Annotated in this window: 14 protein-coding genes and 1 tRNA gene; 4 read left to right on the plus strand and 11 right to left on the minus strand. The window is 38.3% G+C overall.

Annotation, left to right across the window (positions count from 1 at the left end):
- The 4 genes from IE080_RS19555 to trhA form a co-directional block, all read right to left on the minus strand.
- On the minus strand, positions 1 to 189 hold a 189-nt coding region (locus IE080_RS19555), incomplete at its 3' end, for a hypothetical protein (protein ID WP_229800709.1).
- A gap of 97 nt (positions 190 to 286) precedes the next feature.
- Positions 287 to 4,654 carry a chitobiase/beta-hexosaminidase C-terminal domain-containing protein gene (locus IE080_RS17275; RefSeq protein WP_444543308.1) on the minus strand — a complete coding sequence of 1,456 codons (4,368 nt, stop codon included), beginning with the start codon at positions 4,652 to 4,654 and terminating at the stop codon, positions 287 to 289.
- A gap of 141 nt (positions 4,655 to 4,795) precedes the next feature.
- Positions 4,796 to 4,868 (minus strand) — tRNA-Gln (locus IE080_RS17280).
- Between the two features lie 148 nt (positions 4,869 to 5,016).
- On the minus strand, positions 5,017 to 5,655 hold the full coding sequence (trhA, locus tag IE080_RS17285; protein ID WP_189585712.1) for a PAQR family membrane homeostasis protein TrhA: 639 nt from the start codon (positions 5,653 to 5,655) through the stop codon (positions 5,017 to 5,019).
- A gap of 199 nt (positions 5,656 to 5,854) precedes the next feature.
- On the opposite strand from trhA, the gene IE080_RS17290 reads away from it, so the two are divergent.
- On the plus strand, positions 5,855 to 6,103 hold the full coding sequence (locus tag IE080_RS17290) for a hypothetical protein (protein ID WP_189585715.1): 249 nt from the start codon (positions 5,855 to 5,857) through the stop codon (positions 6,101 to 6,103).
- A 133-nt stretch (positions 6,104 to 6,236) separates the two neighbouring features.
- Here the strand turns inward: IE080_RS17290 and rplI are convergent, their stop codons facing one another.
- The 4 genes from rplI to IE080_RS17310 all read right to left on the minus strand — a co-directional run bounded on the left by rplI (position 6,237) and on the right by IE080_RS17310 (position 8,446).
- The gene (gene rplI, locus IE080_RS17295; protein WP_189585718.1) at positions 6,237 to 6,680 is read right to left on the minus strand and encodes a 50S ribosomal protein L9; all 444 of its coding nucleotides are present in this window, start codon (positions 6,678 to 6,680) and stop codon (positions 6,237 to 6,239) included.
- A gap of 42 nt (positions 6,681 to 6,722) precedes the next feature.
- On the minus strand, positions 6,723 to 6,974 hold the full coding sequence (gene rpsR, locus IE080_RS17300; RefSeq protein WP_189585721.1) for a 30S ribosomal protein S18: 252 nt from the start codon (positions 6,972 to 6,974) through the stop codon (positions 6,723 to 6,725).
- Entirely contained in the window at positions 6,974 to 7,342 is a 369-nt protein-coding gene (rpsF, locus tag IE080_RS17305; protein WP_189585724.1) for a 30S ribosomal protein S6, read from the minus strand. The genes rpsR and rpsF overlap by 1 nt, the downstream gene beginning before the upstream one ends.
- Before the next feature lie 183 nt (positions 7,343 to 7,525).
- Positions 7,526 to 8,446, minus strand: coding sequence for a DUF8428 domain-containing protein (locus tag IE080_RS17310; RefSeq protein ID WP_189585727.1), 921 nt, complete (start codon positions 8,444 to 8,446; stop codon positions 7,526 to 7,528).
- Between the two features lie 33 nt (positions 8,447 to 8,479).
- Between IE080_RS17310 and IE080_RS17315 the strand changes: the two genes are divergently transcribed.
- Positions 8,480 to 9,070 carry a methyltransferase domain-containing protein gene (locus IE080_RS17315; protein WP_189585729.1) on the plus strand — a complete coding sequence of 197 codons (591 nt, stop codon included), beginning with the start codon at positions 8,480 to 8,482 and terminating at the stop codon, positions 9,068 to 9,070.
- 1 nt (position 9,071) lies between these two features.
- On the opposite strand, the gene IE080_RS17320 is transcribed toward IE080_RS17315, so the two are convergent.
- Both IE080_RS17320 and apaG read right to left on the minus strand, forming a co-directional pair.
- Positions 9,072 to 9,734 carry an O-methyltransferase gene (locus IE080_RS17320; protein WP_229800711.1) on the minus strand — a complete coding sequence of 221 codons (663 nt, stop codon included), beginning with the start codon at positions 9,732 to 9,734 and terminating at the stop codon, positions 9,072 to 9,074.
- Positions 9,735 to 9,839: 105 nt separating this feature from the next.
- Positions 9,840 to 10,226: a Co2+/Mg2+ efflux facilitator ApaG/CorD gene (gene apaG, locus IE080_RS17325; RefSeq protein ID WP_189585735.1), complete on the minus strand. Its 387-nt coding sequence runs from the start codon at positions 10,224 to 10,226 to the stop codon at positions 9,840 to 9,842.
- A 75-nt stretch (positions 10,227 to 10,301) separates the two neighbouring features.
- Between apaG and ung the strand changes: the two genes are divergently transcribed.
- Entirely contained in the window at positions 10,302 to 10,964 is a 663-nt protein-coding gene (ung, locus tag IE080_RS17330; RefSeq protein WP_189585738.1) for a uracil-DNA glycosylase, read from the plus strand.
- A 77-nt stretch (positions 10,965 to 11,041) separates the two neighbouring features.
- A complete protein-coding gene (locus IE080_RS17335) occupies positions 11,042 to 12,544 on the plus strand; it encodes a M28 family metallopeptidase (protein ID WP_189585741.1) in 1,503 nt (500 codons plus the stop codon).
- 653 nt (positions 12,545 to 13,197) lie between these two features.
- Here the strand turns inward: IE080_RS17335 and IE080_RS17340 are convergent.
- A complete protein-coding gene (locus tag IE080_RS17340) occupies positions 13,198 to 13,656 on the minus strand; it encodes a DUF4268 domain-containing protein (RefSeq protein WP_189585744.1) in 459 nt (152 codons plus the stop codon).

Consider the following 13,656-nt stretch of genomic DNA (forward strand, 5'->3'; position numbering starts at 1 on the left):
TATTGGACTGCCATTGAAAGTCTGAGCAGGGATAGCATCTAGCGTTAAATCTTCGATTGATTTAGGTAGTATTTGGAACTCTGTTGAGATGGAACCAGTATAGTTGCCAGTTCCGGAGATAAGCACAGTCGCATTGCCTGCATTGGTATTATTGGAGAAGACGACAGTGAACTCTGTTCCGTTGTTCAATACCTTTTGCCCATCTCTGACAGTGATAGATGGTGTTATTGGACTGCCATTGAAAGTCTGAGCAGGGATAGCATCTAGCGTTAAATCTTCGATTGATTTAGGTAGTATTTGGAACTCNAGTGATAGATGGTGTTATTGGACTGCCATTGAAAGTTTGGGCAGGGATTGATTCTATTGGGAAATCTTTAATAGACTTGGGGAGGATGTTAAATGAAGTTTCAATTTCTCCAGAATAATCACCAATTCCATTAATTATGACAGTTGCTTTTCCTGCATTGATATTGTTTTTAAAATAAACTGTATAATCTGTATCTAAGGTAAGGACTAGACTTCCAGATTTAACAACCAGTGATGGTTCTATTTCTTTACCAGTAAATACTTGATCGTCAATCAAATCAACGTCGGTAATTTCTGGATCTGGAATCAATTCAAACCTAACTTTTACAGGTAAGTGATCTGATGTTGTAGTATTGTAATTAGGAATCAAATCATATGGGAAGTAGATGCGTTCAGAATTAAACAGCCAACTATCATTCATTTCATTGCTGATGATCATGTGATCGATAACATTTTCAAATGAAGGGAATGTTCTCAAACCAGCGTTACTCAAGGAAATGGTGATAGGGTTGTAGTTTTCAGGATCGTTGATGTAGTTGATGAAGGATGTCTCTGTAGTGCCTACAGTTGGCGCATTGGAATCTGCCACCGTTTCATCTAAGTCATCATTAAAGTCACCAAGAATGATCAATGGAACATCGGCAAATTGTGCATCCAAGGTATCTTTCAATACATTGACGTCAAATTTTCTCATGGCATACCGTGGGTTGGCTGCGGATTCTCCACCACCATTCGAACGAGTATGTACATTGATCATATTGATTGTTTTTCTCACCCCATTTTTCTTGGTTTGGATTTCCATCAAGAATGGTAGTCTACCGGATGCCCAGAATCTATTTGGCGTAGATGGATAATCTACCAAAAGATCAGGAGTCACACCTGTCAACAATACTTTGGTTTGTAGCGTGTCAATTGTCTCCAGTTTGAAGAGGTAAGTCAATTTTTGAGCTTCTTCTGCGAAATCTCCTCCCGCGGAAGCTGCTGGAGATACTACCCCTCCATATCCTGGAAGTGCATCCAATAGTTGATTAAATCTGCTTAAGGAAGCAATTTCTTGGAAGGCATAGATGTCAGCATCTAAGTCTTCGATGACTTTCTTCACATTCTCTAACTGAAGATTCACGTTGCTTGGTCCGTTGCTGGTAGAGCCAAACCATTCGATGTTCCAAGTGACTACATCTAAGGTCTTTGATTGTTCGACCGTTGCACCTGTTAGAAATCCTCTTCTTACTTGAATATCTCCTGAGTTGAAGAAAATCGGACTGCTAAATGCCCCTGCGCTCATAGGACTGAAGCGAATGGTTACGGTTTGTGTTTTGCCGCTTTCAGAAGGACTGTAAGTTAGGGAAGGGAAGAAGTTTACTCCATCTTTGGAGAATTCAAAACCTTCACCGGCAGTAATTGTCAAATCGTTTACTGCATCACTCAAAGAAAACTCGAAGCTACGTGTTTCAGTGGAAGTACTTCCAACAGGAAGGATGCCAAAATGCCAATAATCAACATTTCCAATGCTATTAGCCAAGAAAGGAGCTGGTGCAACATCAGAATTCCTCAAAGAGAAGTCATCCAAAGTCCAACGAGCAGCACCTGTTTCAGGCGAAGAAGTGTATACAAATGCAATTCGAACGTTAGTAGCTCTGAATTCTGAAAGGTTAATTTCTCCGGAACTAGTCCAAGCATCTGCCTGAGTAAATCTATCAGCCAATTCGGTCCAAGTAGCCAAGTTAGGATCCCCATCCACATAATCTGTGGAAACTTTCAGTTTCAAGCGAGGACCACCAAATGCAACTCTGCTCCAAAACTCTAATAATGGAATATCAAAAGCACTTAAATCATAGGCAGGAGAGATTAACCAATCTTCATTTAATCTCGCTGAACCAGCAGCAAAGCCATTGATTTGAACACCAAATGGTGCAGATGCCGTAGCAGAAGTTCCTGCCCTACCAAAATTGCTGCAAGACCAAATCTGATCACCTTCCACGCTGATTTGATTCCAGCCACCTACAATTGGGCTAAAATTCGCTACACAGATGCTATTGAAATCCTCTACAATATTGAATGGATCAAAGATAGTTGCTGTAGCTCCTAATGTCACTGGTAAAGTACCTTGAGTAGTGTGTACAATGGAAGCATTGATACTTCCAGCGTCAGCTGTTGACACTTGTACAAATACAGTGCTGGTAGTCATTACATCAGCAGCAGGGATGATAATTTCTTGTGAGAAGGTCGTGCCATCAAGGGAAACTTGGATGCCAGCTGGGGCAGTAACTGTTACTCCGCTGCTTAAGTTAGTTCCATTGATTTGATAGCTTAGGGTAGGGGAAGTGGTATTTAAGGTTACCTGTCCAAAATCTAAGTTTTCAACATCCAACTCAATTCTAGGAATAATAACCCCAGCTGCATCTTTTACAATTCCTACAAATCGGGTTGCGCCCGTGTTAACACCTTCAAAATAATTGGTAACTCTTGATGTTCCACCAGATGCAACTGTTCCTCCGTTTGCAGAAACTCCCGATGTGCTGATAATTCTGAATTCCACATCGCCTGAAAGATTTTGTAGCGATGAAAGGTCAATGATTTGATTCAAGAAAGTGTTGGGTTGTGTCCATTCTGCCAAAGTACTTGCAAAATTGTCACCACTGTACACAAGTGCCATATCCCGAGGGCCTGTATTGGAAGCACTCGTTCCAATTTGAAGTGCTGTTAAATCTACCAATTGACCTGGAGCTACTGTGAATCCAAAGGTGAAGAATCGATCATCTCCAGCGTTCCAGCCATTGGAGTTGATTGAGTTTACACCGGCAGCAGTGGCCAAACCTGCACCTCTGCTGATGCTTCTTCCTTCTACTCTTGGGTCAAGAGATATGCCAGGGGTCGATATTTGATTCCCTGGTTCTCCAGTAAAGCGGTATTCTATTAAAGATACTGGTGCCGGTGTTACTTTTACAGAAACGTCCGTAAGGCCGATCACTTTGCTTGCGCCAGTTGGACCACCCCTCTCAGAAGACCAGCTGATAGTAAATGTTTCATCAGGAGCTATTGAAACGTCAGGGACTGTTGCTGTAAGCGTTTGATCAACACTTTCCAGAGTTGAATAAGCCAGTTCAGGAATTTCAACCCCATTTAGTGTGACCGTGTAAGCTGGACTTCTTCCCTGAGTAGCTCTTTCGACTCTACCTACATAGGAAATATCCAAGCTTGTGATGATATTACCAGTATTGTTGACCAATGTCAAGGTTTTGATGAATGTACCTGTAGTTCCAGTATGCTGGTATCCAAGGACGTTATCATTACCTCTAAAGCCACCTGCTGTGAGCGTGCTCACAAAATTACCTGAATAATTAAGGTTTGAACCAGTGAAAGACCACTCCTCATCTGTTCCAAAAGTTGAAATGACGGTATTTGTAGGGAATACAAAATCTCCAAAATTTTGACTGTATGGCAGTGACGCAGCAGGAACTGCTGGCAGCTCAATGTTAAAAGTGGTAGTACTGATAGTACTCAAAGAAAATCCATCAGCCAATGCTACTGCTGCAATTGTACCGCTTTCTTCTAAAGTGATTGGACCAGTGTACAAGGTACTATTGATGGATGGCGTACTTCCATCGATTGTGAAGTAAATTGCGGCACCCTCTGTTGCAGAAGTAATGCTTACACTTGTTTGTCCGGAAAATGTTCCTCCATTTGGATCAAAAACCGGACTTGCAGTTGGATCGAGAGGGTTGGATGTATCTCCAAATGAATTCCAGGAAATATTATCGATTACTAATTGGCGGTTTTGTGTTCCTCCCAATAAGTGTCTAATCTCTAAAGTAAAGTCGCCTTCAATATTGATGTTTTCAACTTCAAATGAGAAAACCTCATCACTTCCTCCGGAAAAATTACCAAAAGTAATGGAGCTTGCTATTAACTGTTCATTGATAAATAAACCAATTTGTCTGTCACCTGCACCAGTAAATGCTTTTCGCATATCCACTTTGAAGTTTTGGATACCACCACTAATGACAGATGATTTGATAGAGCTATTTTCTCCTGATCTTCGAAGTAATATGCCTTCTTCGTTAATCGGATAAGTTTGTTCACCTGTGACATGAATGTATGTCCAAGTAATTCCCTTAACACCAACAAATGAACCATCCCTGTAGGAGTTTCCTGTCAGTCCAAGAGTTTCGAATGTCTCTACGAATTGATAAGCAGTAGAGCCTTGAGAAAAGGCATTGACCACCATCATCAAAAGGATACAGGCACTCAAAGTCATTTTGAGTAATGTGTGTTTCATGAAATATTTGATTAAGTATTTGATTGAAGACAATTTACTTAGGGTGAAATGTAAGTAAATGTAAATCATTTGCTCCAGTCTAACCAAATATTATTGTTAAATGATTGTTAATTGTGATGAAATATGGAATTTTGATATCAAAAAGAGGTTTTTTGTAAAATAAAATTTTAAAACCGCATAAATAAAAAAAGCAGCTGTAAAGCTGCTTAGTTGACCGACTAGGGCTCGAACCTAGACTCTTCTGAACCAAAATCAGACGTGTTGCCAGTTACACCATCGGTCAGTTTTTATCCCCTTTTTCTTAAGGTGTCACAAATGTAGGGGGTCTATTTTTTTTATGCAAATCTAGCCCCAAAGTTTTTTACACAAAAAATATAATTCACTTACTTTCAGTCGAAAAAAATCCATCATTTATCTCCTTTATGAAATGTCTAAACGGTTAGCATGCGCAAAATACCTATAAAATGACATACGGTGCCACCTAGTACAAACACATGCCAAATAGTATGGGCAAAACGCATCTGAGGTCGGGCGTAGAAAATTGTACCTAACGTGTAGGCAATTCCTCCTGCCGCAATCATGGTCAGGATAGTAATGTCCAAGGTTTCCATCAATGGTTTTACAAGAAAAACGCCCATCCAACCCATACCTAAATACAAGACTAATGACAACCGTTTGAATCTATGGGTGTAAAAAATTTTGTAGATCGTACCTATTAGCGTAAGGCCCCAAATAACCCCAAAGTAAATCCATCCTTTTGTGCCACCCACAGCTATTAATAAGAAAGGTGTGTAAGTGCCTGCAATTAGAAAATAAATACCAATGTGGTCAAAAGTCCGCAACCAAGATTTGACCTTCTCTTCTTGTACGGCATGATACAGCGTTGAAAATGTATAAAGGAGTAGGATAGAAGCTCCGAAAATGCTACAGCTTACAACATGTATTGTAGAGTCTTTTAAAATAGAGAAGGTTACCAAAAGAGCAATGGCCACAATACTAAAAAGAATGCCAAATCCATGGGTGATGCTATTAGCAAATTCCTCTTCTAAACTTTGTTTTCTGCTTACCATAATTTGAATTACTTGATTTTATAGGAAAATATCATTCGTTGGCTCCTGAAATTTTATTCTTTTTTGTTGAGCGAAATCGATTGAGCTTTAGTTTGCTTGTTATAATTCGCTGATTTTTTTGCATTTATAAAATTTAATCTTTTGTTTTGTTGCGTAAAAGTCAATGATTACGAAAAAAACAAACCAAACATACAAAATTATGTCAGTTAAAATTTCAGAAAAAACCATTGTTTCAACTCTTGAGAAACTTGAAAAGCTAAAGTTGGACGAAAAGCTTCATGCTGAATTATCTTGGTGCTGGAACAGCTTCCAGGCTGATCAAAATCCGGTAGGGGTAATCGAAAAAAGTAAACAAGCACTGGCGCTTTTTAAAGAGAAAAGAGAGCAAAATGCAAAAGCTGTTGCTAAAAAATTGATCGATGATCTAGAGAAAGTAGCAGCATTGTAATCCAACAAATGTTAGCCAACTCTTTTTGTTTATAAACCGGCTTTGCTAGTGATTTGAATGAAAAGAGTTGGTTTTTTTGTGCACAAAAAAACCGTCAACAAGTGACGGTTTTTTATTTTATGTAATGGGGATATTATTCTCCAACTACTACAAATTTGATTGCAGTTTTTACTTCTCTGTGTAGATCAGCTTCTGCTTCGAATTCTCCTGCAGTAGCGACTTCCATGTTGATGGAGATTTTCTTTCTGTCAAGAGTGATTCCTTTTTCTGCCAAGGCATCAGAAATCTGAAGTGTAGTAACTTTACCGAAGATTTTACCAGAGTCACCTACTTTAGCTTTGATTTCCAACGTTAAGTTTTCAAGCTGAGCAGCAATTTCTTCTGCATCCTTCTTGATTTTATCTGCTTTGTGAGCAGCTTGCTTGATGTTTTCTGCCAAGATTTTCTTGTTAGATGCTGTAGCAAGTACTGCATAGCCTTGAGGGATAAGGTAATTTCTACCATATCCTGGCTTTACTTCAACAAGGTCATTTTTATAACCTAGTCCTTTTATATCTGTTTTTAGAATAATTTCCATTGTCGTGCAATATTATTGATGATAGAACTGAACAATAACGGATTATTTCAAACCGTCAGTTACGAAAGGCAATAAAGCCAAATGTCTAGCCTTCTTGATTGCATTGGAAACTTTTCTCTGGAATTTTGCAGAGTTACCAGTCAATCTTCTTGGAAGGATTTTACCTTGCTCGTTTACAAATTTCAATAAGAAGTTAGGATCTTTGTAATCGATATACTTGATGCCATTCTTCTTGAATCTGCAATATTTTTTTCTGTTCTCAACTCTGTTGATAGGTTCGTTCTTAAGTGTCATTAGGCTTGCTCCTCCTTAGCTTCTGCTTTTTTGTTAAATTCACCTTTTCTTCTCTTGTCAGCATAAGCAACTGCATGCTTATCCAATACAGTAGTCAAGAAACGCATTACTTTTTCATCTCTTCTGTATTCTACTTCCAATTTCTTGATCAACGTAGGCAATGCCTTAAACTCAACCAATACGTAGAAGCCGGTGCTTTTTTTCTGGATAGGGTAAGCCATTTTTTTCAAACCCCAATTCTCAACGTTGATGACGTCTGCTCCCTCTTGTTTCAACAAGTTTACAAACTTGTCTACGGTATCCTTCATCTGAACATCAGACAAAACGGGAGTAAGGATGAATACCGTTTCATAATTTTTCTGGAACATGTGTTAAACTTTTTTTGTGTTTACAATAAACAGAGCGCAAAAGTAGAATATTATTTGGGTTTTTCCAAAGAAATGTCTCAATAAAAATCTCGCCTAGTTTAAACCATTTTTCGTGGAAAGCTATACAAAATGAGACAATTAATATTGTTTTGGTTTCAAAGTTCGTAAATCAGATAATTTGAATTATTTAACCTCAAATGTCTTGGTACCTACTAAATAATTATCGACATAAATACGGACTTCATGAATTCCAGACGCGTAATTACTCCCTTTTTCGTAGAAAAAACTTAAAGATTGCTTTGAATTCATAAAATTAATATCCCGATGTGCGGTGAAAAACTCTTCTTTTCCATTTAAATTAAATGTTCCTGAACCTTTCGCAATATCAAATATCGGTTGATTGTTTGGTGCGATCACTTGAACATATACATCTCTTGGGCCTGCCTCTGCAATTTTATTATCTGCAAAGTTGAATGTTACTTTTAATTTTTCAATTTGTCGGTTTCTGAAACCGTCTTCACGTTCCCGTCCTCTAGAGTTGACCGCCGCAATTACTATATTTTCAGCTTTTAACTGTGCTGCAATATCTATTTTTTGCTGAAGCTCCTCTTGACGAATATTTAATTGACTAACTTCATCTTGAATTTGAGCCTGTGTGTTTTTCAAGTCTTCATTTTCTAAATATAACTGTTGATTGATTTCTCTAAGACGAATTATTTCCTGATCTTTTTCATTGAGGGTTTTGGCGTAGTCATTGATTTGTCTATTCAAAGCAGCTATTTCATCGACGCTTCTTTTTCTGTCAATTGCACGCTCTCTAATCAATTGTTCCCGGATTTCATTCAATGAGCTAACCTCTCCTCCTAACCTTTCAATTTCAGTAATGCGTAGATCAAGTTGATAAGTCATCGAATCTAAGCGTTTATTAAGTTCATAGGTTTCCTCAGATAAAAGAATAATTTCTTCAGATTTTCTGTTTTTGTCTTTGCTGTCAGTGTATAATTTGATTCCACTTAAAAACACTAAAATTGCCAATACAATAATTAAAACATTTTTGTTTTTATCATTTCTTTTTGGCTGTTGGAATGGTTTATTTGCTTCCATTGTTTGGATAGAGTAAATAGAAATAAGTATTAAATGAAAACCTTTCTTTCTTCAGAATATTGGACAAACAGGTACCTCAACCAGCAAATTGGATGGGATGTGGGTACTCCTACGACACCTCTTAAGCAATATTTGGACCAAATTCTTGATAAAGACTTGAAGATTTTGATACCAGGTGCTGGCAATGCTTATGAGGCACAGTATGCATACGAATTAGGCTTTGAACAGGTTCATGTATTAGATTTTTCTGAAATCCCACTAAATCAATTCAAAGTAAACTCCCCAAAGTTCCCAATCTCTCAGTTACATTGTCAAGATTTTTTCGAACATGAAGGTAAATATGATCTAATTCTAGAGCAAACTTTTTTTTGTGCATTGAATCCTTCATTCAGGCAAGCCTATGTGAAGAAAATGCACAGCCTTCTTAAACCTTCAGGAAAACTAGTAGGGGTAATGTTCAGTAAAGAGTTTGAAATCCCAGGACCTCCATTTGGCGGATGGCCAGAGGATTATAAAGGGCTTTTCCAGGAATATTTTAATCACGTGAAAATCGAAGAATGCTATAACTCCATAACTCCTAGAATGGGATCAGAGGTCTTTGTATCTATTGCTTTACCTAAGTAGGTTAGATATCGAGTATATAGGATTCCTTTGGAAGATTAGGATCAAAGTAAAGTATTCCACATTCAAAAAAATCAAAAGATAAACTTACTTTAGGGTGGTTTATAAGTTTTACCCATGCACTTTCCATACACCTTGACCAGTGTATATCAGCTACAGCAATTATACTATGATTTTGTAGATAGGGTAATATACTCTCAAAATAATGCAAAGTGGCAGGTTCCGTGTGTGTGGCATCTAGCAAAGCAAAGTCAATATGTGAGGATTTTGCCAAAATAGCAGGCAAAGTTGTTTTAATCTCTCCAAGATTGAATTGTATGTTTTCAGACTTATGGTATTCTTTAGCTTTTTTCCATAAAGCCTCGCTCCCTTCAAATGAATGCACCACTCCTTTAGTGACTTTAGATAAGTAATGGGCGTTAAGGCCTGTGCATGTACCTAATTCCAATACATACTGTGCGGGTGTTTCCTGACAAAAGAATTGATAAAGTTTATTAAATTTTAGTTGACTTGTGCTGTATTTGGTAATGTCGGATATTTTCCGGGTATTTTTTTTTAATTTTTTTGAACCAGCTCCAAAGTCTTTTATGATTAATAGTTCTTCGTCTTGTAAAAGTTGTTGACGAATAAATTCAAGTTCAGCTTCATAAGAATGCTCTTCTTTCAAAAATCCCTTAAGTCTAGTGTAAATTTCGAAAACTTTCGGTGATTGAAGGGAGTATTGATCCAATTTAAAAAACCAGTATTTAAGATAAGGAAGTACCAAGTAAAATTAATTATCAAATATTGTTGCAATTAATTGGAATTCAGGAATTTGAACTTCAATTAGTTTGCCTGTTTTAAGAATTTCCATCAAATAAGTTCCTTTCATTTTACCTAAACCGGACTTTAAATTACATCCTGAAACATATTCGTGGTGTTGCCCTGACTCTAAGATTGGTTGACGCCCGACTACACCTTCACCTTGTACAATTTTTAAATCATCACCAGCATCATGAATTTCCCAATATCTTTTTAGTAACTTAACAGTTGTACTACTATGATTTTCTATAGTTACTTTGTAAGTGAAAACATAATGATGTTGCTGAGGATTTGAAAAATCAGCTTGATAAGTGGTGTCTACAGTCACCTTAACTCCTTCGGTCGTAGCAGATACCATTGTTTTTCTTATTTAATTAAATACATGTGACGAAATTATACATAAAATCTTTAATTGATACGGAATCATTAAAAAATGGATGTAAAAATTGAAAATAGTTGGAAAATTAAATTGAAAGAAGAGTTTGAAAAGCCCTACTTCAAGAACCTAACATCATTTGTCAAGATGGAATATCAATCACAATCGGTCTATCCTAAAGGAAAAGAGATTTTTAATGCATTTGATGCATGTCCTTGGGATGAAGTGAAAGTGGTTATCTTAGGCCAGGATCCCTATCATGGTCCCGGTCAAGCTCACGGGTTATCTTTTTCAGTCCGCGAAGGAATTCCTTTTCCCCCGAGTTTGCTTAATATATTTAAAGAAATCAATAAAGACTTGGGAAAATCTATACCTGCTCATGGTGATTTAAGCAGATGGGCAAAACAAGGGGTGCTGCTCTTAAATTCAACACTAACTGTCCGTGCTCATCATGCAGGATCCCATCAAGGTAGAGGTTGGGAAGAGTTTACAGATGTAGTTATTCAGCGCATTGCTTCTCAGAAGGAGCATGTGGTGTTTATGCTTTGGGGGGCTTATGCTCAGAAAAAAGGTGCATTTATTGATTCAAAAAAACATTGTGTTTTAAAAGCACCTCATCCCAGTCCATTGTCTGCTCATCGAGGATTTTTGGGGTGCGCTCATTTTTCTCAAGCAAATATGTATTTGAAAAATAATGGTAAAGCGGAAGTAGAGTGGTGAGCTAATTCTTCCAGACTTTAACTACCTACAAAACCTTCTCTTTTATACGTCGTTCCATTTAGTCAAAACAATATTTTATGTTCAAAAACATTATCGCCGTACTTATTTTTCTAAATGCAGTTTCAGTAGGTTCCTTTGCGCAAAAAGTGCTTCAGGATCGCTTGGAGCAGCATGTGGAAGTTTTAGCCTCAGATTCCTTAGAGGGAAGAGGTTTGGGGACAGAGGGCCATTACAAAGCTTTTCAATATATTCTTTCCCAAATGAAAGCCATTGGTTTGGAGCCATTCGAAGGAAATTCCTATGTACATGAATTTTTCTACAAAGCCCAGTTGGTTCATGTCAATGGAAAAAATATTGTCGGGATAATTCCAGGGTTTGATCCTCAACTCAAAGATGAAGTCATTGTCATTGGTGCACATTATGATCATGTAGGCTTTGAGATACTACCATCCGGGACAAAACGAATTTTTCCAGGTGCTGATGACAATGCATCAGGGGTGGCCGGCATGCTTGAAATTGCCAGGATGATTATTGAAGGGGAGGAGCGACCCAAGCGAACCTTGGTCTTTATCGCCTTTGATGCAGAAGAGTCTGGATTGATTGGAGCGGATCGTTTTGTGAAAGCTGATAAACCATTTGATAACTCCGCTATTAAGGCTATGTTCAGTTTGGATATGATCGGAATGCTGGGTAAGGCAAAGGGCTTAGAGTTGAAGGGATGGGAAACGCTTGCGGATGCGAAAGACCTCATGGCAAGAGCTCAGGCGAGAGAAGAAATGACTATCAAAAAAATGGATGCAAGCATTGAAATGCGTACCGATACTTGGCCTTTTGGCAAGATTGGTATTCCTGCCATTCATGTGTTTACAGGATTGATTTCTCCTTATCACAAACCAGAAGATACTGCTGATTTGTTGGATTATGAAGGCATGGCGAAGGTTACACGGTTCGTAACTGCCTTGACTTTGGAGGTGGCTAATACGGCAGAACTTTTACCAATCCCTTCCTTTAGTTTAGAAAAAGTTATTGGTGGCAAAGCGTTTCAGTTTGGTGCACAAATTGGTTTAGGGAATTCACACAACAGACATGTGCAAGAGTCCTTTCGTGCCAATGGTGTGTTTGCTTGGGAGGCAGGTCTATATGGAAACTGGAATATGACTAGGAATTTACAATTGGTTGTAAGCTCATTGATTGATTCCAATGGAAGCACTACTCCGTACTTTGAAGAGGATAGATTGAGAAGGTATTCTTTAACCATACCAGCTTTAATCCGTCTGACAACAGGCCCATCGGAAGATGGTGTTGGAAGGGCTTTCGTAGGCGCTGGGGCTTATTTTCGCCATCATTTAAGTCAAAGATTACCAGAATTTGCCGGTATTGATTTTGTTGGGCCCGCTTGGGAGTTTCCAGATCAGGAGTGGGGAATAAACTTGCAGTTTGGCTTCCAAGTAGAAAAGCTTACGCTCACTTTTGACTGGAGAAATGCCCTGACGCAGCCTTTCAGTCTCGAATCCAGACCGGATTTGGAAGTATATAATCGCAATTTCAGAGTTGGTTTAGCCTCTGCCTTCGGGAAGTAAGCAGTTGGCAGTGAATAGTGAGTAGTGAAGAGTGAGCAGTTAGCAGTGAACAGTGATTAAGTGATTAGTAATTAGTAAACAGTTAGTTGAAACTTTCGTTTGTGGGTTTTAACCCAGTAATGAATTGAATGTTATTGTCTCAAATTCAGAGGCTTTAAAAAGGAATCCGCCAATCAATTGCCGTGGCTTTCAAGCCCCGGCATTGGCAGGGAATAGTTGAATTGGGAATGAGGAATGAATAATTAAGAATGAATTGTTTAATCTTTCGTTCGTGGGTTTCAACCCAGTGATAAATTGACTGTTATTGTTTGAAATTCAGATGTTTTGAAAAAGAATCCGCCAATCAATTGCCGTGGCTTTCAAGCCCCGGCATTAAAGGAGGTATTAGTTTTGAAAAGTGAGTAAAAAACCTTCCTCCTTGTCTCTTCCTGAAAATACTTGACACTTTTTTAAAGCATAATTCTCTTATCTACAAGCCATCAATATTTTGCCGTAGGCATATTTCAACTTTATTTCGCGCAAGCATATTTCCTTTCACCCCTGTCTTGATTCTTGTGTCAATCGCTTCTGCTTGAGTCTAATCTCTCGCTTCTCGCTTCTAGATTCTATTGATCCTTCATCCTTCATCCCTCATCCTTCTTACCTTCACCCTTTCATTCCTCAAATCCCGGCTTGATATTTTCCCAAAAGCGGTCCAAGGCCATGATTCTTGGTTTGAGAAAGGAGATGATAGCTGGCCAATGGTCTTTGTTGAGTACGTTTAAATTTGCTTGATAGCATTGGATGTAGGAGTACGTTTGCCCAAAATCATCGCTTGCATGCAATTCCCAATCCCACACTTCTTGGGTTTCTGCTTCTAATAGTTTTCGAAACTGTTCGAATTGCTGAAAAAATAGCGCCTGCAATTCTTCGTCTTTATGGGTGATTTCTATGCCTATGGAAACAAACTCCCGTTCTGCCTTCATACGAAAATAGATGTCTTTGACACCTGTTTTGTAATTCTGCCAATTCATACGGCTGTGTCCAAATGCAGAAGGTACAGGTTTCATATACAGCCCAAATGTCGTCCAAAATTCCTTCCGTATGTTCGCTAACTCAGCTTTGGAATACAT

It is taken from the genome of Mongoliitalea lutea (genome assembly GCF_014652135.1).
GTDB lineage: Bacteria > Bacteroidota > Bacteroidia > Cytophagales > Cyclobacteriaceae > Mongoliitalea > Mongoliitalea lutea.

Bases quoted from the DNA above. Each gene is read 5' to 3' on its own strand.
- trhA (WP_189585712.1), bottom strand. From the start codon at position 5,655: ATGGTAAGCAGAAAACAAAGTTTAGAAGAGGAATTTGCTAATAGCATC.
- IE080_RS17290 (WP_189585715.1), top strand. From the start codon at position 5,855: ATGTCAGTTAAAATTTCAGAAAAAACCATTGTTTCAACTCTTGAGAAA.
- rplI (WP_189585718.1), bottom strand. From the start codon at position 6,680: ATGGAAATTATTCTAAAAACAGATATAAAAGGACTAGGTTATAAAAAT.
- rpsR (WP_189585721.1), bottom strand. From the start codon at position 6,974: ATGACACTTAAGAACGAACCTATCAACAGAGTTGAGAACAGAAAAAAA.
- rpsF (WP_189585724.1), bottom strand. From the start codon at position 7,342: ATGTTCCAGAAAAATTATGAAACGGTATTCATCCTTACTCCCGTTTTG.
- IE080_RS17310 (WP_189585727.1), bottom strand. From the start codon at position 8,446: ATGGAAGCAAATAAACCATTCCAACAGCCAAAAAGAAATGATAAAAAC.
- IE080_RS17315 (WP_189585729.1), top strand. From the start codon at position 8,480: ATGAAAACCTTTCTTTCTTCAGAATATTGGACAAACAGGTACCTCAAC.
- apaG (WP_189585735.1), bottom strand. From the start codon at position 10,226: ATGGTATCTGCTACGACCGAAGGAGTTAAGGTGACTGTAGACACCACT.
- ung (WP_189585738.1), top strand. From the start codon at position 10,302: ATGGATGTAAAAATTGAAAATAGTTGGAAAATTAAATTGAAAGAAGAG.
- IE080_RS17335 (WP_189585741.1), top strand. From the start codon at position 11,042: ATGTTCAAAAACATTATCGCCGTACTTATTTTTCTAAATGCAGTTTCA.
- IE080_RS17340 (WP_189585744.1), bottom strand. From the start codon at position 13,656: ATGTATTCCAAAGCTGAGTTAGCGAACATACGGAAGGAATTTTGGACG.